The 19359-nt window shown below is 58.6% G+C and carries 18 protein-coding genes and 1 pseudogene; 8 read left to right on the top strand and 11 right to left on the bottom strand.

Going from position 1 to position 19359, the window contains the following annotated elements; translation table 11 throughout:
- Nucleotides 1-9 precede the first annotated feature (9 nt).
- On the bottom strand, nt 10-1197 hold the full coding sequence (locus EPL04_RS12950) for a DUF5677 domain-containing protein (RefSeq protein ID WP_134671656.1): 1188 nt from the start codon (nt 1195-1197) through the stop codon (nt 10-12).
- 135 nt (nt 1198-1332) lie between these two features.
- Entirely contained in the window at nt 1333-2016 is a 684-nt protein-coding gene (locus EPL04_RS12945; protein WP_134671655.1) for a hypothetical protein, read from the bottom strand.
- A gap of 527 nt (nt 2017-2543) precedes the next feature.
- On the opposite strand from EPL04_RS12945, the gene EPL04_RS12940 reads away from it, so the two are divergent.
- On the top strand, nt 2544-3572 hold the full coding sequence (locus EPL04_RS12940) for a Cdc6/Cdc18 family protein (RefSeq protein WP_134671654.1): 1029 nt from the start codon (nt 2544-2546) through the stop codon (nt 3570-3572).
- Between the two features lie 637 nt (nt 3573-4209).
- Complete coding sequence (locus EPL04_RS12935; RefSeq protein ID WP_004594472.1) at nt 4210-5466, top strand: orc1/cdc6 family replication initiation protein; 1257 nt, start codon at nt 4210-4212, stop codon at nt 5464-5466.
- Between the two features lie 454 nt (nt 5467-5920).
- Here EPL04_RS12935 and EPL04_RS12930 read toward each other — a convergent pair.
- From EPL04_RS12930 to EPL04_RS12920, 3 genes and pseudogenes are all read right to left on the bottom strand, one after another.
- A pseudogene (locus tag EPL04_RS12930) lies at nt 5921-6518 on the bottom strand (hypothetical protein).
- A 93-nt stretch (nt 6519-6611) separates the two neighbouring features.
- Nucleotides 6612-6935, bottom strand: coding sequence for a hypothetical protein (locus EPL04_RS12925; RefSeq protein ID WP_004594473.1), 324 nt, complete (start codon nt 6933-6935; stop codon nt 6612-6614).
- Nucleotides 6936-7107: 172 nt separating this feature from the next.
- Nucleotides 7108-7926, bottom strand: coding sequence for a hypothetical protein (locus tag EPL04_RS12920; protein ID WP_134671653.1), 819 nt, complete (start codon nt 7924-7926; stop codon nt 7108-7110).
- 228 nt (nt 7927-8154) lie between these two features.
- Here EPL04_RS12920 and EPL04_RS12915 point away from each other — a divergent pair, with 228 nt between their 5' ends.
- Nucleotides 8155-8826 (top strand): helix-turn-helix domain-containing protein, encoded by a 672-nt coding sequence (locus EPL04_RS12915; RefSeq protein WP_134671679.1) that lies wholly within the window; start codon nt 8155-8157, stop codon nt 8824-8826.
- On the top strand, nt 8823-9518 hold the full coding sequence (locus tag EPL04_RS12910; protein WP_004594476.1) for a nucleotidyltransferase domain-containing protein: 696 nt from the start codon (nt 8823-8825) through the stop codon (nt 9516-9518). The genes EPL04_RS12915 and EPL04_RS12910 overlap by 4 nt, the downstream gene beginning before the upstream one ends.
- Before the next feature lie 124 nt (nt 9519-9642).
- On the opposite strand, the gene EPL04_RS12905 is transcribed toward EPL04_RS12910, so the two are convergent.
- The 3 genes from EPL04_RS12905 to EPL04_RS12895 form a co-directional block, all read right to left on the bottom strand.
- Nucleotides 9643-10572 carry an ArdC-like ssDNA-binding domain-containing protein gene (locus EPL04_RS12905; RefSeq protein WP_134671678.1) on the bottom strand — a complete coding sequence of 310 codons (930 nt, stop codon included), beginning with the start codon at nt 10570-10572 and terminating at the stop codon, nt 9643-9645.
- Nucleotides 10573-10684: 112 nt separating this feature from the next.
- On the bottom strand, nt 10685-11032 hold the full coding sequence (locus tag EPL04_RS12900) for a hypothetical protein (RefSeq protein WP_128904661.1): 348 nt from the start codon (nt 11030-11032) through the stop codon (nt 10685-10687).
- Nucleotides 11033-11107: 75 nt separating this feature from the next.
- Nucleotides 11108-12109: a DUF6610 family protein gene (locus EPL04_RS12895; RefSeq protein WP_128904729.1), complete on the bottom strand. Its 1002-nt coding sequence runs from the start codon at nt 12107-12109 to the stop codon at nt 11108-11110.
- A gap of 285 nt (nt 12110-12394) precedes the next feature.
- Between EPL04_RS12895 and EPL04_RS12890 the strand changes: the two genes are divergently transcribed.
- Nucleotides 12395-12601 carry a heavy-metal-associated domain-containing protein gene (locus EPL04_RS12890; RefSeq protein ID WP_128904660.1) on the top strand — a complete coding sequence of 69 codons (207 nt, stop codon included), beginning with the start codon at nt 12395-12397 and terminating at the stop codon, nt 12599-12601.
- On the opposite strand, the gene EPL04_RS12885 is transcribed toward EPL04_RS12890, so the two are convergent.
- Entirely contained in the window at nt 12598-14874 is a 2277-nt protein-coding gene (locus EPL04_RS12885; protein WP_128904659.1) for a heavy metal translocating P-type ATPase, read from the bottom strand. The two genes, EPL04_RS12890 and EPL04_RS12885, sit on opposite strands and share 4 nt — an antisense overlap.
- A 131-nt stretch (nt 14875-15005) precedes the next feature.
- On the opposite strand from EPL04_RS12885, the gene EPL04_RS12880 reads away from it, so the two are divergent.
- Nucleotides 15006-15560, top strand: a complete 555-nt coding sequence (locus EPL04_RS12880) for an ArsR/SmtB family transcription factor (protein WP_128904658.1) — start codon at nt 15006-15008, stop codon at nt 15558-15560.
- Between the two features lie 2 nt (nt 15561-15562).
- Here the strand turns inward: EPL04_RS12880 and merA are convergent, their stop codons facing one another.
- The gene (gene merA, locus EPL04_RS12875) at nt 15563-17017 is read right to left on the bottom strand and encodes a mercury(II) reductase (protein ID WP_134671652.1); all 1455 of its coding nucleotides are present in this window, start codon (nt 17015-17017) and stop codon (nt 15563-15565) included.
- 78 nt (nt 17018-17095) lie between these two features.
- Between merA and EPL04_RS12870 the strand changes: the two genes are divergently transcribed.
- Together EPL04_RS12870 and EPL04_RS12865 are read left to right on the top strand one after the other, a co-directional pair.
- The gene (locus EPL04_RS12870) at nt 17096-17440 is read left to right on the top strand and encodes a winged helix-turn-helix transcriptional regulator (RefSeq protein WP_128904656.1); all 345 of its coding nucleotides are present in this window, start codon (nt 17096-17098) and stop codon (nt 17438-17440) included.
- A 101-nt stretch (nt 17441-17541) separates the two neighbouring features.
- On the top strand, nt 17542-18096 hold the full coding sequence (locus tag EPL04_RS12865; protein WP_128904655.1) for a peroxiredoxin: 555 nt from the start codon (nt 17542-17544) through the stop codon (nt 18094-18096).
- A gap of 42 nt (nt 18097-18138) precedes the next feature.
- Here the strand turns inward: EPL04_RS12865 and EPL04_RS12860 are convergent, their stop codons facing one another.
- Entirely contained in the window at nt 18139-19299 is a 1161-nt protein-coding gene (locus tag EPL04_RS12860) for a hypothetical protein (protein WP_128904654.1), read from the bottom strand.
- Nucleotides 19300-19359: the final 60 nt, after the last annotated feature.

Genomic DNA, 19359 nt, shown 5'->3' with positions numbered 1-19359 from the left:
ATCAGATGGTTATGAGTCCTTACCACCGACGTGGACCTCGAAGTCTTCGAGATCAATCTCAACGATAGGCGGTGTGAAATCATCCATCTCCTCTACGAACTCGTCAAGGTTGTCCTCGATATCCGACAAGTACTCATCAAGATACTCGTCCCACATCTCTTCGTCGCGTTGCTCGATTGTCGCCCGCACCTCGGGGAAGGCGTGTTCGATGTCTTCCAAAAATTCCCGTGCTGTCAATAACTGTACCATATATTCTTCGTTGGGTCGATGAAGAAGCAGTGCCATCGTTATCTGAAAGAGCGATCGGGCAGCATGTGTGGCAGGTAGTGTGAATCCAAGATTAGCGGGAGCTGTCGGCGTCGATAACCGATATCTGTCACTGGTCGCAAGTTGTTCGAACGTGCCCTTTGCCCCCGAGTGGATATTCGCCTTGCTGGCAAACTTGTAGTATGGGTAAAACTGGCCATAGCCAGCATGTTCCTCGATATCTTTGAACCGTCCTCTCTCGATCTCGTGAGAGGCCCATCCCCAGGTCCCATCGAACCCCGATCCATAATGATCTAACAATTTCTCACGCCGCTGTTCAAGCTCCTCCATCGTTTCATCCGATATCGGCTCACCTCGAAGCGTGTCCTGTTCGTTCCGATAGGCCACTGCCTGGTGGTAGTCATCGATCGCTTGATGCAGCATAAAACGCTTCGCCGTCTCTTGTCCGGTCTGCCGGAGGAACTCGCCGACGACTGCTACTTCGTGAATACTCCGCCAGCGAGCATGCGCTCCATCGGCATATCCTTGCTTGATCAATGCGAGAATCTCCCGGGCAATCAGACATGCCCGTGCGTGGAGTTTCACTAGGACTAAATGAACCAAGTCCTCATCGTCCATCGCCGCCTCCTGCCGGTCCCGACTGTACATCTGCCCGAGCTCTAACGAGAAAACAATAAATGACTCAAACAGGTCGATCGGTTCTTGCCAATCATCATATAACCGGTCTTCAAATCCATTCATTTCCTCCCGCCAATCCTCCAACATCGTATCTCTGTGGTCCATCAGACCCTCATAATTGGCCTCGACTAGATCATCAAAGAGATCGCTGACCACCTCATCGACATCTTCGTCGTCATCGAGCTCATCCGCTATTTCTTCCAGTTTTTCCTCGATCAATCCCTGTAATGATGGGTCATCATCGGTGGCCATACTCTACAAGCAGTCAGTCCTGGACAATTATCAAACCATACTGTAGGGCACCTCTATCACCGTGTGTCTCGATAAAAGAAGATCCGAACGTTCGGATTCGTATCGATGGTCCTGTACGACACCATTGCGGGATGGCTACTCGGCCGTAGACCAGAATGGTTCGCCTTCGAGGTGTTCGTAGAGTGCGTTGATGATGGCGAGGCCGCGGTCGACTTCGTGCATAACCGGGTCCTCGAAGTCGAGTGTGTGGTGGACGTCACGGTCGTGGACGAGGCGGTTCCGCCGCTTCCGGAAGGTCCGCATCTCGTCGACGGTTTCATGATCGACGATCCCGCAGCGGAGCAAGAGATGTTCACACCCGGGCTGTGGTAGCCGTTTTCGCAGCGTCTTCATCGTCTCGTTCGTCCCCTGATACTCCTCCGCGATCAGGTCTTCATTGAGGACATCGACGGTCAGATTCTCGATCGTATCCTGTGCGAGGACGAAGAAGATCAGGATGTCGTCTGCCATGAAGGTGCGGAGCATGCCGCGTTCCACCTGCTCCAGTTCCTCATCGTCGAGATCCTCGTCTGGGACGTTGTCCATCATCTCGTTGATCTGCTGGATGCTGTCTCTCATCCCACCATAGATCCGGTTCAACGAGGAGAGGGTGAACGTCCGTCGCAACCTGCTTGGGACCGAATCATCACGTTCCAGCGCCAATTCCTGGAATCCACTTTCCAACATCCGCATCTCCAGTTCCTCCGGGAACTCGATCCCATACTCCGATTCCAGGTCCTCGATATACTCTTGAAGGTCCAGACTGTCGTCGTTACTCATACCGTGTAGGTCCAGAAAGGCACACCACTTGAGCTACCATCCCTCGAAGTCGCGTCACATGGCTCCTCTCCTTGTAGAATGACCAGCATCAATTCTAACTCCAGTCCGTCAAGTCAGTGACGGTTTAGTCTTGTGGTCGACTGTAGCAGAGTAGTACATCTTGTCGCTGGGTGCGTCGAGAATCGCCAATCCAGAACTGTACATCAGTACATAACCAGAAAAACGTGGTCAGTTACAGAGCTCTCGAAGCAGTCCGAGATACCTTACTGCAGTCCGCGCCGAACGGCGATGACCAGCCTCGGGCAGCGTCAGATAGAGAACTCGAAACAATCTCCATCTCAGCAGGATGAGAGCAACGATGAACGCTCGATACCGAACAAGTGGCTTTCCGGAAATAGCTACTCTCTTAGAGAAAAACGCACTACTGCAAGTGGTTCAAGTAAGTAAAGAGGGGCAATCAGCCGCTTTTCGGAAACCACCCGGTTATACTTTTAATACTCAACCCCAAATCAGCTATCCAGATACAAATGATACGCGATGCTCGCGTTCTCCGCGCCGGGTTCGTTCCTCGGGAAGTTGAGCATCGCGACGCCGAAGTCAACCACCTTTCCAGCGTTCTCGAGCCCATCACGAACGGGGAACCCGCTGACACCGCCATCGTCACCGGACCCAGCGGCGCCGGCAAGACGTGCATCTCGCAATTCGTCACCGAACGCCTACGTGAGGAGGTCCTCGACGTCGAGGCCACCTACGTCAACTGCTGGCGCAATTACACCCGGTTCCGCACGCTCTACCAGATCCTCGACGATCTCGGCGCAACCATCGACATCCACCGGCAGTCGACGCCGCACGACGAACTCGTCGATCGCCTCCAGCAGCATGACGGCCCGCGAACCGTCGTCATCCTCGACGAGGTCGACCAGCTGGAGGATCCCAGCGTCATCTACGACCTCCACAGCCTCCCGCAGTTCGCGATCATCTGCATCGCGAACAAGGAAGAGGAGCTGTTCAGCCGCGTCGACGACCGGCTCGTGAGCCGGCTGCGCTCCAGCGAACACGTCCGGATGGACAAGTACCACGACGAGCAGCTGTACGACATTCTGAGTGCGCGGGCGAAGTGGGGGCTCGACGAGGACGTCATCACCGACGGCCAGCTCTACCGGATTGCCGACGCGGCCGCCGGCGACGCCCGCCTCGCAATCGGCATCCTTCGAACGGCCGCCGGCAAGGCCGATCGCGAGAACCACGAGCGCATCACCGACGATATTCTCCTGAACGCCGCCGAGGATGCCCGGGCGCAGATTAAGCAGAAGAGCCTCGACTCGCTCACGCCGCACCAGCGCGTCGTCTACGACATCGTTCGCGAGCACGGCCCAGTCGGGCCGAGCGAAATCCACGAGCGATATTCTGAGGAGGTCGATGATCCACGGACGAAGCGGACTATTCGCACGTACCTCTCGAAGATGGAGCAGTACAACCTCCTCGAGGCGGAAGGCACGAGCCGGGACCGGGAGTACTCACTCGTCGGTTCGGAAGCTGCGTCGCCGATGCAGTAATATCCTGTCTCCGATTGGGTGAGATCGAGCGGCAATCAAGCGAACCCTTGCGGAATCGCGAAACGCCGAAATCACGGGATACTAGTACTGAGTGCCGACTGCGAATCGAGCATAGGCCATGAGCAGTTAACCAACAGACGGTTAATACATACGATTTGTTGGTTAACCGAAAGAGGTCCACGGTCATCATCGACTGGTGTCGGGAAGGGTAGATTTCGACTGGAATATCGGCCAGGCAACGATGGTAGCAGGGAGAGGGCGACCAGAGTTGCCAGTATTGCCAATAATACCGTCGTTTAAGTACCTCTCTCACTCCACCATTGCCAGTAACGAGGGGAGAATGGACGGGAGGGCAGAAACTGTCACGTCTCTAGTCTAGTTACTGTTATCTAAACCTACTACAACTAGTGGAGTTTTCGTTAGTGCGGGTATGGTTTAACGTACAATGTATTAAGAGTATCGCTAATTAGAGAGGGGGTCGTTGACCCCCTCCAGTTGTTGCAAAGGTTTACTGGCAATAGTGGAGTGTGTGTGTTTTATAAGTGGATGCGACACTGGCATAATTGGTTCGAGTGGTGGGTTAGTGGTGATACTGGAACCCATGGTTTTATGATGGTTCTTCGTCTTGAGTCCGCCTATGGGCCGATTCAATCGAGAATCGTTCATCATCCAAGACAAAGACGTCCTCCGGGATGATTACCAGCCAGAGACACTCGAGGAGCGGGACGAAGAACTCGACGAATATGCGGCCGCTCTCCGTCCCGTCATTCAGGGCTGGCAACCGAACAACGTCTTTCTCTATGGCGTTACCGGCGTCGGGAAGACAGCTGCTACGCACGATCTTCTTGAGGAGCTGCAAGAATCCGCCGGAGAGTACGACGACGTCGATCTCAACGTTATTGAACTCAACTGTACTGGCTGCACCACATCCTATCAGGTAGCGGTCAATCTCGTGAACGAGATTCGCTCTCCTTCTCACCCTCTCACCACAGTCTCGTCTTCGCGCGAACCGATGAGCGAAACCGGGTATCAACAAAAACGCATCTTCAACGAACTCTACAACGACCTTGAGTCGATCGGTGGGACTATTCTCGTGGTTCTGGACGAGATCGATAACATCGGCTCGGATGACGATATTCTGTACGAGCTTCCACGAGCACGCTCGCAATTGGATCTCGATGTGAAAATCGGTGTGGTCGGCATCTCGAACGACTTCAAGTTCCGAGAAAACCTCTCTCCGAAAGTCAAGGACACTCTCTGCGAAGAGGAAATCTTGTTCCCTCCGTACGACGCGACTGAACTGCAGAATATTCTCAAGCACCGAGCCGATATCGCGCTCTACGACGATGTCCTCGAATCAGATGTAATCCCATTGTGCGCAGCATTCTCTGCACAGGACTCGGGATCTGCTCGGCAGGCATTACGGTTACTCCGGAAAGCAGCTGATATCGCCGAGAACGACGCGATGGCGGGTGGAGAGGCGAAAATCACCGAAGACCACGTTCGGGAGGCCGAGCATCAGATCCAACGACAACAGGTTGTCGAAGGGATGCATTCGTTGACCCGGCAGGGGCAATATGTATTGCTGACTGTCTGTCAGCTAGCGGCAGAGGGAGAAACACCCGAACGGACGAAACTGATCTATGAGCGCTATCGAGAGGTTCTTCGTAATCACGGCAGTGAACCACTGAAACGCAGGCGAGTACACGACCACCTGTCGGATTTGAGCCTCCACGGGATCTTACGGTTGGTCGACTCGTCGAGTGGACGCGGGAACTACAACGAATACGAGCTTGATGTCTCTCTGTCGTCGGCCCTCGACGCACTCGAGAGCGAACTAGGTGAGCTCAACGACATTCGTGAAACTGCCAAGCGGCATCGGGTTCTGGAGTGACTTCTCAACCGCCAACACCAGTACTGCCAATACCCTCTCCACTTTTGCCAGTAACCGCGCAACCGTCAGTGCCAGTTTCTCCAGTACCCTCTCCGGTGTTGCCAGTAACTTCCTTGTTCTAATCAATCCGACTAGTTACTATCAGGACCACCGTTGCCAATTTCATCAAATAGCGTCTTGTCCTCCGATTTTACTGGCAATAGTGGAGTGTCTGACAGCATTTAAACGAAATTTCATTTACGAGCATTTGCAATCGCTCTTCAGTGGGCTACTTATCGCGTAAGGGTTCGTGGTTCGAAGACCCAATCTTGCACGGATTCACCCCGCACTTACTACTCGAAAACGGGGGATGTCTTCCTGTTCGAGTTCATTCGTTGTCTGGGCCATCGGTGAACAGGATTTCGTGGAGAAACGACAGAAACGTCGGGGGTGGGAGTAACCGATTCGTCTCTGTCTACGGGTATTCCTGATCACTCACGAGAGCCTCGGTACACTCGACGAGGTCGTCCTCAGTCGTCCACCGGCAGAGACGCCTAGCATCGTTGAGCATCTCGAAGATCGCGGTCTGCATTCCACTGTAGGGACTCTCGACGGCTACGTTTGTGTCGATCGCGTCCACATCTATCGTATTGTACGTCGTGTTTGAACACGTGCGTCTTCGCGAAGTACTCCTCAAGGGCTGTGAAGTAGCCCTGCTCGACGAGGAAGCAGCCCTGGGCGTGTTCGGTGACGCCCAGGATGACGTCTGTATGATCGGCGAGCAGCCGGAACTTGAGGTAGGTATTCGTCCACTCGCTTCGAATGTCGATCATCAGGAACGCGTACGCACCGGGCTGTCGGTTGAGGCGATCTTTTACGAGCTGGAGAGGACGGATTTCGGGTTTCCCGTAGCTGCCGAGGACAAAGTACGAATTCTCAGCTGAGAAGATCGGCGTGAGCTCCGCAACACTCTGTTTCAGCGCTTCGTATTCTTCCGGTGTGGGTGAGGCTTCGTGCAGATACTCGTCGGCTTTCTCGACGAGTTCGTCGACAGTGACCGGATCCTCACTCATCAACTCGGGACTTCTCTCGTACCCTGCGTCTTTCACTTCGCAGACGGGGTGTCTCCCCGAACAACTGGCCATCCGACTGAGGTACTAGTCCGTCTACTCGTCCGGATTTACTGGGGATTTGTACTTTGATTTGACGCGATCTCCTTCCCGCCACTGCCAGTAGTAGTAGCGGTTATCGTTGATCTCCTTGATCGTGATCGTCGCCTTCGTCGGGACATCATCGGGGAGGTCATCGGGTCGCTCGTCGATCTCGTCTTCCTCCTCCGCTTCGGCAAGGCGGGCCTGGCGCTCGCGATGCTCGGCGAGGTCCTCGGCATAGTGGGCAACGTCTCGGAGCAGCTCGGGTGAATAGTCGTTGAGTGTGTCGATGACGTCGGTGGGGAGGTCCGCTGGGGGCGTCGGTGGCTCGTAGGACATGGGCCGATCTGTGTTAACCAACAAAGGCGCAAACCGCATAGTTTTGTTGGTTAAGCCGCTACCAACGGCTCTCACCGGTTCTCCAGCAGCTGTATCAATACTCGAAACTCTCCATCAAGGAGTTTCGTCTGATGTTACAGTAGCCTCGGGAGATCTCGAACGCTGGGCGATCCTACGAGTTCGAGGGGAGACGCCCATCAGGTCGTGGGACCCGCCCCTGCTTGATCTCCTGATCGACTCGCCGGAGGTGTTTACAGCCGCCCTCGGGCGTACGCTTCCGCCAGTCTGGACACGTACACGACTCGCTGATCACGTCGACTTCATACCAGTTTCCGGACGCCGATCGGACCTCATAGCGGCCACCCTTTTCGAGCAGCGAGACGGCCATCGATTCGTCGACGGCACGTCTGGTTCGCGGCTCGAGGTCGTCGTGCTGGGTTGAGTGCTCCGTGACGACCATCCGATCGCGTACGTCGCCGGTGCGGCCGCCGTCTGGAGCAACCGCAACCTTGGGATCCTGGAGACGATCCGCAAGCAGGGCCTCAACTGGATGGCCCTCCGGCCACAGATAGTGGACTTCCCGCCGCTCGCGATGGTCGTAGGAGCCACAGGCGGCAGCGCTCCCAGTCCAGACACGCCACGCCCCGAGTGCTGCCATCACGTCGACGATGACTCGCGGAACAGCGTCGTACTCGTCGGGGTAGAACACCCGGAACCGAGTACACTCCTCCTGCGGCGGAACCGTCTCCCACCACTCGACGTCGTCGTCCCAACTGTTGCACATCGCGTCGTCCTCTCCGTAGCCGACAGTCACGCCGTCAACCTGCGGTACTTCCACCGATGTGTCGTCAGCCTCTCCTTCGAGCAGCCGAAGGACGGCGTACCTGAGATACTCGTGTTCCGGATGGTCCGAAGATTGGGCGACCTGCTCATGGTGCTCTGCGACTCGCTCTGCCTCGTCGAGAACGGTCGTTAGATATCGGTCGGTCATAGGTCGGTGGAGACAGGAGTGCGCCTCCGCCCTTCGGCGGGCGCTGAAAAACTTAACCAACGAATAGCGATCCATCGTATCCTCTGTTGGTTAATTCATCTCCGCTCGAATGCTGAGCCGGATCGGACTACCGGAGCTAAGAATAGTATATCTGTATAGAGATAACTCTATAGGGAATACAGGGGACAAGACTAATACCGTTAGATGCGATACCGATAACTAACGATGATGGAGTACGTCGACGAGACCGCGGCGAAGATCATGGTCGCGGCCCGGCCGGGTGACTCGATCCGGCGAATCGCCCAGAAGATCGACGGCTCCTACTCGTGGGTCTACGACTGGATCGAGCGGTTGGAGGACGCAGGCTTCATCCGGCGTGAGGACGGCGTTTACATCGAGAATTACGCTGTCAGGGATCGCTACTACGATCTCGTCGCGGCCATCTCTCGCGCTGTTCCCCCCTCGATCGACGACGGCTACGTCATTCCGCACTTCGCCGGGATGCCCTTTGCGTACACGAAAATCGACGGCGTCTACGTCTGGACCCACGGCGGCTATCAGATCGCCCGCGGCCACGACGACTATCCGATCTTCATCCAGGTCGCCGATCAGGACGTCGAACAGTGGACGGCGTTCTTTGATGAGTTCGGGATTCCGAGCCGGATTGAAGAGCGGCCGGATGCGAGCGACTCCGACGCGGCCGTCTCGTACGTGTTGTTCCCGACGAGTGGGGAGATCACTCGCGAGTGGGTCGACGGCAATCCGGTCATTCCGTTGGACGAGACAATCGAGCACATGTTGGAGTACCGGGTGAACTACGAGCCAGCGTTGGAGATGATCGCCGACGAGTACGACCGTGATATCGACGCGTCCCACGAGGATCCGCGTCTCAATGCATGAGCCTCGGCGAACGCGAAGACGAGCTGCTGGACACCCTGGAGACAGTCATTGACGCTGACCTGCCGTACGTGCTCGTCGGTGGGTGGGCGATCGCGGCGTTCAATCAGCGCTTCACCACGGACGTCGACGTCGTCATTCCGGCACAAGCGGTCGACGACTACACCGACCTTCTCACCGCCCGCGGCTACGAGAAAACGGCCGATGTCGAGCGAAACGAACTCTACGAGGGCCGGACTATCCGGTTTACGAAAGATATCGGGAATCCGGTTCAGTTCGACGCGATGGTGGACGCGCTGGGCTGTCGCCAGACGGAAGCTGAATGGTCGTATCGCTATCTGGCCCAGCACTCTGTCACCGAGGAACTGCGAACCGGGCGCCCGGTAACAGCCAGGATTCCGGAACGGGAGTTGCTGTTCGCGGTGAAACTCCACAGTGGCCGCAAGGCAGACTCTCGGGATCTGGTGGTGCTGGCTGCTGGCGCGGATTTCGACCGGATCGCGACCCATCTGCATCGCGGAGAGTCCGAGAAGCTCGCTGGTCGCATCGAGACTGTCCTCAACCGCCTCACGTCGGAGGATTTCGCAGATGCATTCAAAGGAGTCTTCGAACAGCAAACGGTTCCCGAACAGGATATCGATGCCGTCGTTGAGTTCCTTCGTGACCAGCAGCGCCGAATCGATTCTGAACGATAACATCGACTGTCGGTGGGGTTTGTCTTGGAATCGATCGAAACGCGCAGGGTCGGACGCCGAACGAATTAACCAACAGAGTGGGATAGTACCCCAAGCCGTTGGTTAACAGCTGGAGAAGGCGTGTTCAGTCCTCGGCGACCGTCCCGATTATCTCTTGCGCGGTGGAACTGATCCGGCCGAGACGCTCCTGAATGCTCTCCGCATCGTCGTCCTGCCACGCGGCAAGATAGAACGCTGACCCGCTCGTATCCAGGTTGAAATACCGCCCGACGATGTACGCAACGGCTTCGGCTTCGACCTCGCGTTTTGCGCGCTCGGGTTCGTCGTTGACATCGAAATGGAGCAGTGCGTGGGCGTACTCGTGAATCAGCGTCACCGCGAGGTCGGCCTGATTCGCTCTATCTTTCGCTTCGACGACGGGTTGGCACTCGTCGAGATTCCGGTGTTTGCAGACGCCTTTCGCGTCGTCATGCTCCCACTCAGCAGCGTCGACGACACGGACGTCGACATCGAGAGTAGCTGCCGCATCAAGGAGCGCTGGCACCAGGTCGTCGGCGTTACCAGTGGCCTCGGTTTCCAGCTCGGGGAGCGGTTCGCCCTCGGTCTGAGACACATCGAAGACAGCCGTTGGCTTGAATCCGACAAGCCCTTTCGACCACTCGTCCGGCGATGTCTCGTCGTACTCACAGTCGCTTTGCTCGTGGTAGCTCGGTGAGTTCTCGCACTCGGGGCACTGCTTCGTAATAATGGGTGCCCAGATCCAGATCGCCTGTTCGCCCTCTTGGACGTGCCGGTCGAACTCCGATCGCCACGTATTGTAGCCCGCTACGCGGGTTGCCTCGGGACACTGGAGCTTGATCAAGAGGGTGTTGCGATGGGAGTAGTCGTGGAATCGGGACTGGACATCGAGCCACTCCTGGAACTGTTGGCTGGCTTTTGCCTCGTCGACGTCTGCGACGAGCTCGTCGATCCAGTCTTCGATGGTACTGTGCATCTCGTCGTGTCGGGTGTCGGTCTCCTCGAACGAGACTCCCGACTCACTGGCTGTCATCATGGATTGCATCACATCGAGTACGACGACGTCTCCGAGAAGTCAGGACGCGCCGCGCCCCTCGGGGGCGCACGATAAACATCGGCGCGACTTCGGGGGGTTTAGATCGGGGCTGCTATCGGAGCGCTGCTTTCTCGTCAGCGAAGCCGACCGTGACGAGGTACTCGAGGAACGCGTCGAACTGGTCGACATCGCTCGGCGTGTCCGTCGCGAGGTGTCGAACCCACTCGATCGCCCACTGGAACGCGGGATCGGTTCCGCCCTTGCCATGTATATACCACCAGCGGGCGGCCTTCAGGACGACGAGCGGATTCGTCGGCGGTTGCTCGCTTGCGAGTCCACGAGTGATCGATCGGATTTCCTCGGGTACCTCAGCGGGGTCGACCTCGCCTGATTGGGTGTTCGATACGTCGACTGGAATATCGTCGATCGAGACATCGTTCGGACGCTGTTGTTGACTCACGGAAAATCACCTTCTCGGAGGACTTTTTGGATCGAGCCCTCGCCCCCTCCGGGGCGCGAAAAACCACTCGTAGCGTCACGCCGGTGGAATGTACACGCTCTGCTCGCCGGCGATCTCCTCGAGGTTGTTCCGATGGCGATGCGAGAAGTAGCACTCGTAGCTGCAGTAGCCACAGAGCACGCCGGTATCATACTCCGCGATGAAGGGACCGCGCCGAGTCGTCCAGACGTTCGCTTCACATTCGGTACACGCAGCACTATCGAGGTCGGTTGGTGACGGCCCCTCGTACTCGATTTCGAGGATGTCGCTATGTGGCGCTGAGTCAGGCCAGACGCCGTGGGACTGCCAGAAGGCCTTGATGCGGGCGAGACTGTGTCGCACCGTCTTCCGAACTGTGACGTGGGAGGCGTCACGACCGCTATCATCCCAGCCGTCAGCCGTCCAGAACTCCCCGAACTGCGCGCCGCGATGCAGCCCGTTCCAATCGAGGCCGACGATGTCGGCTGGTGGCTCGTCGGTGAGTGTCGGCCTGGTCAGCTGTCGAATGGCGTCGAGCTGCTTGGGCGGACTCCCACCGAGGATGTGGACGCGCCGCCCTCTCCAATCGGTTGGGTCGGAGAACTCGTGCGCCAGGCGATCGGCGTACCCTCGCGAATAGCCGAGGATGATATCATCTGGGATCGTGTCAATCACCGCTTGGGATTTCGGGACGATGATGACCTCGGCATCGGGAAAGCTGTCCTGAATCTCACGAGCAGCAGCGATGTGGGCGTCAACGTCAGTAGGTTCGTAGATGTCGCCGATGACACCGACCTGTGGCTCGTACTCGAAGAACCGCTCGACGAATCGATCCAGATCGGGGTTCTGGAAGTCGTTGTCGAGCATCCCGACGGGGAGGGTGAGATTCTGATATTGGGTCTCCTGATACCCGCAGTCCTCCCGAAAGCCGGGAAGGAAACCGAGCTCATAGGCATCCAGAGTGAACGGCGCTCGATGGAGGAACGCCACGATGTCGGCTTGTCTGGCGGCAGCGATGTCGCTCGCCGTGCTGGCGCTGGAGCTCAGCTCGAGGGACATGATTGGAGTTACGAGGCCGCTGTTGGCCGCCCCGCGCCCCTTCTGGGGGCCTGACAAACCGAGGTACAGTCTGTTAACCAACAACAGGGAAACTTATGCGGGGATTGTTGGTTAAGGACAGGACTTACTCTTCGTCGTCAGTGGTCCCCTCCTCTCGAAGAGCCTCCACCCCTTTGGGGCCGACACAAACAACTCTCCGGACGATGACGCCCCGCCTCTAATAGAGATAAAACCGATACAACAGTTACCGTAATGGTCATCCCCCGCGAGTGTTTACAGGCCCGTATGGAGCGAAAGACGATCGCCGTCATCGGGATGTCGTGCAACGGGTGCGAACAGAACGTGGAGACCGCCCTGCGAAACCTCGATGGTGTAAATCGGGTCGAGGCCGACCACGACGCTGACACGGTCGACGTCGTCCTCAAGGATGGAGTCTCAGACGACGACGTGAACGCGGCAATCGAACAGGCTGGCTATGACGTAAAGGCTTAATCGGCTGTCACTCGGCCGTCTCCACGCTCGCCGTCGGTGCGTTCTTTGAGAGCGAATTCGGTGTTGACACCCTCACCGGAGAGGAGCTGACCAGCGAAGCTGTTGGCGAGGACGGCCGAGACGGACAACACCATCGCAAGCATCGCGAACACCGGGTGAACGAGCCCCGTGGTCGCGGCGGCGACGCCGATGCCGTTGAACGCAAAGGCCGTCACGAGATTCTGGCGAGTCTTTCGATAGCTCTCGTTCCCGATCTCATAGGCGTCCATCACGCCGCCGAGCCGGTCACCCATCAGGACGATGTCCGCCGATTCGATGGCGATGTCGGTCCCGGCGCCGATGGCGATGCCGATGTCCGCCTGTGTGAGTGCCGGCGCGTCGTTGATGCCGTCGCCGACCATCGCCACGCGGTGGCCGGCTTCCTGCAGGCGACCGATCTCCTCGCGTTTCTCGTCGGGCAACACGTCGGCCATGACGCGGTCGATACTGACCTCCTCGGCGACCGCGTTCGCGGTGCGCTCGTTGTCCCCGGTGATCATCACGGGCGTAATGCCGGCGTCGCGAATCCGCCGGATGGTCTCGGCGGCGTCTGCTTTGATTTCGTCACCGATGCCGATCAGGCCGAGTAGGTCACCGTGACGAACAACTCCGGCAACGGTGAGGCCGCGGCCCTGAAGTCGCTCAATATCGTCGCTCCTCTTCGAAAGGTCAATCCCCTCATCGCTGAGCCATCCGGGTTTCCCGACCAACACGTCGTCGCTGCCGACGATCGCTCGGACGCCCTTGCCGGTCACCGAGTCAAAGACGTCGGGATCCGCGTACTCGACATCTCGCTCGTCAGCGAACTCGAGGATCGCATCGGCGAGCGGGTGTTCGGAGAAGGCCTCCGCGCTGGCCGCCGTCGCGAGTACGTCTTCCTCGTCGGCGTTGAACCCGACGACCGCACTGACGGCGGGTTCGCCGACGGTGATCGTGCCGGTCTTGTCCAGCACGATGTGGTCGACGTCGGGGAAAATCTGGAAGGCGTCGCCGGAGCGCATCAAGATGCCACGGTTCGCTGCCTTCCCGCCACCCCGAATCAGGGCGAGCGGTGTTGCCATCCCAAGCGCACACGGATAGCCGAGGACGAGGACCGCCAGCGCTGCGAACGCCCCTCGCTGGACATTGGGGTCTGCCCCCCACGCGAGCGGTGCGACCACCCAGAAGAGGAACGAGAGCGCGGCAATCGTCAAGACGCCTGGGACGAAGTACTTGAGGACGCGGTCGGCGAGCTGGATAATGCCGGGTTTCATCGCCCGCGCCTCCTCGATCTCGCGTGCCACCTGATTCAGGAACGCGTCCTCCCCGGTTGCAGTCACCTCGATAAGCAGCGTCCCGGTCTCGTTGACGCTGCCACCGATCACCGTGTCGCCGACCGTTTTCTCCTCGGGGATGGACTCACCGGTGGCAACCGACTCGTCGACCGTGGACTCTCCCTCGACGACCATCCCATCGACGGGGATGTTCTCGCCAGGCTTGACCCGGACGTAGTCGCCGACGTTGAGGTCGTCGAGGGGGACTTCCTCGACGTCACCGTCATCACTGACGCGGCGTGCCGTGTCGGGCTGGAGGTCGAGAAGGCCTTGGACGGCTTGGGAAGCCCGCGTGCGGACGATGAGGCTGGTGTACTCCGAGAGGATGTGGTAGGTGGTGATGAACACGGCGACGGCGAAGAAGTGGACGGTCGGGAAGCTCGGGAAGACAAACAGGCCGAGTAACCCCCCGAGGAGCCCGGCGAAGGCGCCCGCTTCTAGGAGGACGTGCTGGTTGAAGATCCTCCGACGAAGGCTCTGGAACGCCTTCTGTTTGATGTAGCGCCCGGGACCGAACATCGTCCCGAGCGCTAGCCCCAGCGTCACCAGGTCCATCGCGAGCGATGCCGACTCGAAGCGTCCCATTACGAGAATCATCCACCCCATCAGGGCTGCGACAACGAGAGATGCGCCGCCAGCGATGAGGAGACGCCGCTTCCCGTCGGTGAGTTCGGCCTGCTGCTGCTCGTATCGTTTTGCCTTGTCCGGATCTCGGATGGTGTAGCCGAGGTCCCGGAGTGTGTCCTTCACCGCCACCTCGCTCAGGCGGTCATCGTCGTACTGGACGAGTACCTCCTCGTGGGCGAGACTCACGTCGACGTCCTCGACGCCGTCGGTCCGGGCGTAGGCCTTCTCGATGCTCTCGGCACAGAACGAGCAGGACATTCCCCCGACGTTGAATTGTTCGTGTGTCGTTCCCATCGTGAGTGGTGGTTATCGCGCGACGCGGAAAATCATTACGACAATAATTATAGCGGTATCAAAGTCCTAATACCGATGTCGGGAGAGTGGCGTTACTCTTACTGTCGTTGTTCGCCTATCTCCTCACAAGAATGGCGCTCCTCGAATCTGATGTGCCGATCCGCGAAGTCGTGACGACAGACCCGGAAAAAGCGAAGGCGCTGGAGAACGACGTCCGGGCGAAGATCCTCGATATGCTCGCGACCGATGAACTGACGATCGAGGAGATTCACGACGAACTGCATCGTCGCGGCGAGGAGAAGGCGGAAACAACGGTCCGCCACCACGTGAATGTCCTGAAGGACGCGGGGATGGTTGAGATCGCCCGTCTCGAGGAAGCTGGTGGGGGGACGCGGAAGTACTACAAGTCGAACACGCGAGTCTTCTCGTACGAGCTCCCGGAGGGTGCCGACGAAACCCTTGCAGGGGCGCAGTCCACCGCATCCGAGGAGCTGACATCCCTCATCGAGACGTTGTACGCGGACCACGGTACTGAGATCGAGGCGGTCGCCCGCGAGATGAAACCCTGTGAATACTGCGATACCCAGCACTACGAGGAGTTCATCGTTCGCGAACTTTTGAACCGTGCCCTCATCGAACTGGGCGAGAGCGGCACGCTCGAGGACGTGTTCTCGACCGACGACTGACCTCACTCGATACAGCAGCTCATTTTGGACGTATCCCGACGGAACGCCTGACAGGCCTGCTTGAACGCCTCGGAGAACGTCGGGAACGGGTGGACAGTATCGATGATGTCGTCGACGGTCAGTCCGAACCTCACAGCCAGCGTGGCTTCCATAATCATGTCGGCGGCACGCGGCCCGACCATGTGGACACCGACGATTTCGTCGGTCTCGTGGTGTTTGACGACCTGGACGAGGCCGTCAGTATTCTTCACGGCTTTCGCCCGCGGCACGTCCGCCATCTGGACGGTCCGGCACGAACAGGTGCCGTGCTCGTCCATATACTCGAGTTCGGTCGTCCCGACGGCGGCGACTTCGGGGCTGGTGAACACGACTGCGGGGACTGCATCGTAGTCGATGCTGACGCCCTCGTTGCCGAAGGCATTCTTGACGGCGTGATTGCCCTCCTTGGCGGCGACCGTCTCCAGTTCGGGCTCGCCGATCACGTCGCCCGCCGCGTAGATGTCGGGATTCGTCGTCTGGAAGTACTCGTCGACACGAATCGTTCCATCGGGGTTCGTTTCGACCCCTACCGTTTCGAGACTGATCTCCTCGCTGTTGGGCTGGACCCCGGTCGCGACGAACAGCGCGTCGCCGGTGACCGTTCGCTCAGTGCCGTCGACGGTTGTTTCGACGGCGACGCCCGACTGGATCGCTTCGGCGCCGCCGTCAGCTGCTGGCCTGCGGACGCGCCGGAAGTCGTTATCGGTGAGTATCTCGATGCCTTCCTCATCGAATGCACGCTGCATCTCGCGACCAAGTTGGCCTTCCATGTCCGAGAGGACGCGCTCGGAGCGCTGGAGAATCGTCACGTCGACGCCGACACGGTGGAGGATCTGGCCCCACTCCAGCGCGATGTACCCACCACCGAGCATTAGGATACTCTCGGGGAGGTCGCGCTCCTCGAGGATGGTTTCGCTCGTGTAGTAATCGACCTCCTCGAGGCCGTCGATGGGCGGCGCCCACGGTGAACTGCCAGTCGCGACGAGCGCCTTCTCTCCAGTAATGCGCGCGCCCTCGTCGGCGCCGTCGACGACCTCGATGGTTGTGTCGTCGACCAGCTGGCCGTACCCCTCGTAGATGTCGGTCTCGAAGTGCTCGGCGACATCGACGTAATTCTCCCGCCGGAATCCCTCGACGAGGTCGTCGGTCCCGTCGAGTGCGTCGGCCCAGTCGACAGTCGGTTCCTCAGGGTATCGAACGGCGTCGAAGGGATTCTCCGACGCTGCAGCGCCGCTCTCGGCGACGGCAAGCAGATGCTTACTCGGGACACAGCCGACGTTCACGCAGGTTCCGCCGATGGGCAAGCCGGTGTTCACCATCGCCGTCGAGAGGTCCCGTCGGCTCGCTTCAGTGATCGCGGCGAAAGCTGCGGCGCCACCGCCGAGAATCACGAGATCATAGTCGGATGTGTGAGTCATCTATACCGAAACTTTACGACGGGAAGTTCTTATACTCCAGAGTCCGAAGCTATAGAGTAGGTTGGAGGCCACGAAGCTATGGCAGATACTACTTCACCGGCGCCAACGTGCGATGTTGAGGGGACGTGCTATTGTCCGCTCACAGGAGTTATCGACACGTTGAGCCGAAAATACGCGATGCAACTCGTCAGTATCATCGGCGCACACGATTCGCTGCGGTTCGCGGAGATCGAGGCGCACCTCCCTACAGCGAGCACGTCGACAATCTCGAAACGCCTCGACGAATTCGAGGAGGCAGGGATCGTCTCACGGACGCAGTACAACGAAATTCCGCCACGCGTCGAATACGCGCTAACTGACGAAGGGGATGAGATTCGTTCGAGATTAGAACCCCTTCTTGAGTGGGCGACGGCGAACTCCTGACGTACGGATTCCAGTGAATTTCATCCCACATTTGAGGCTACTCCATTCAGGTGGGGGTGTTAGCCCCAAGACTATCCTTTCTTCGTGTGCTACTGTGACGCATGATAAACGAGGGAGCGTCTGCACCGTCATTCACTCTTCCAGGTCTCCGTGACGGAGAACAAACCGAGTACAGCTTGGATGAGACAACTGCGGATGATCGGGCTGCGTTGCTAGTTTTTTACCCATTTGATTTCAGTCCTGTTTGTACAAACGAACTGTGTGCGATCCGCGATGCAGAGTGGTTTCAGCTGACGCCGGCGCTCGATGTCTGGGCAATTTCTGGGGACAGCGTCTACGCCCACCGAGCATTCGCCGAGGAATACGGCATCAATTTCCCGTTACTTAGTGATAGTTCCGGGCGGGTTGCCGAGTCATATGATGTCTGTTATGACGAATGGGAGAACCACGAGCGCGTTCCACAGCGTGCCGTGTTCCTCATCGATTCGGAGCAAACGATTCGATACGCTTGGGCCACAGAAGATGCACTCGAGAAGCCGGATTTCTTCCCGGTTAAAGACGCTCTTGATACGCTGGAAGCGGAACGCGATGAATTCGGTCCTGATGATGTCGAATTAGTCGTCGAATATAACGAGGAACCGGAACCGCTCACGTAAACGGCTGTTTGAGGACAGTTTCAGTGAACGCCGCTCCGACAATCAGCCCATCGCCTCTTGGAACCGCTCACGCAGCGCATCTTCACGCTCCTCGAACTGGTCGACCTTCTCCTGTAGATCATCGCTGACGCGCTCGATGCTCGCGAGCGCACGCTCGCCGGCGAGCGACGCCTGCGACCCGTCGTCGCCGTCCGCCTCGAGCTGCTCCTCGTAGGCTCGCTCGACGCGCTCGATGGTACCCTCGGGGTTGAACAGGATGTCGTTGGCCGTGCGGACGTAGCCGTCCAGCGACGCACCCTCCTTGCCCTGGAAGAAGTGAGTGAGCGCGTACGTCGCGCCGGAGTGCAGCGTCCACATATCGATCTCGAACGGCGACGCAGCGTTCGCCTCGGCATCCTCGGCAGCACGCTCTGCGAGATAGTCCGGGAATCCCAGCAGGCTGTAAAACTCGGTGACGGTGAACGGGAGCTCGGAGAACTCGAGATCGATCTCCTGCGCATCTCGGATGAATTCGAAGAGGTCGTCGGCGACGAGTTCGACCTGGGCGAGAATCTCCTCCCACCAGGTCCGGAAGTCCCGAACGTCCCCGACGTGCTTGATGACTTCCTTGTCGGTGAGCGAGCGCATCGAATTCGAGCAGTACCCGTCCTGAGCGAATCCCTCGACGTAGACGGCGTGCTCACCGAAGAAGTCGTAGCCGGAGGTCACGCCCATCGTGATCGGGTCTGACCGCCCGGGCAGCCGGACTTCGAGGCCGTCGAACATCACGTCCATATGGACCTCGCCGCCGCCCCGGTAGCGCCGGATCTCGCCGAACATCACGTTCCCGAGCGGCGACCCGTCGATGGTCTCCTCGCGAAGGACCTCTTCCAAGGGCCTGTACACATCCACCGGGTTGATGATCGCGTAACTGTCCGTGGGGACGTGAAATAGTGGGTCTGCGTCGGGCTCGCCGTCTGTCGCGTGGTCGCGCGCTCTTGTCGGCTCGACCAGGGCGTTGAAGCGCTCCGTTTCGACCCACTCGTCGGAGTAGGGATTCCGGTATGCGACTGTCGTCTCGACGGCCTGCGGGAGGTCACGAATCGTCTCGGCGAAGGACTTCGGTTCGTCGACCGTTTTCTTCCGGCGGTACCAGTCGGGTAGTTCTGTATCGGTTCGTCCGTCGACGCCAGCGAACACGGTTCTGGATTCTGGGTCTTTCATTGCAGTCACCTCGAAATCGAATTCGTCGCTCGCGACGGCGCTCTCATCACGCGCCCTGCG

Origin of the sequence: Halorussus marinus (assembly GCF_004521895.1) — an archaeon.
GTDB classification, from domain to species: Archaea; Halobacteriota; Halobacteria; order Halobacteriales; family Haladaptataceae; genus Halorussus; species Halorussus marinus.
Note: the sequence above shows the minus strand (reverse complement) of the source record. Positions and strands in the feature narration are given on the sequence as shown.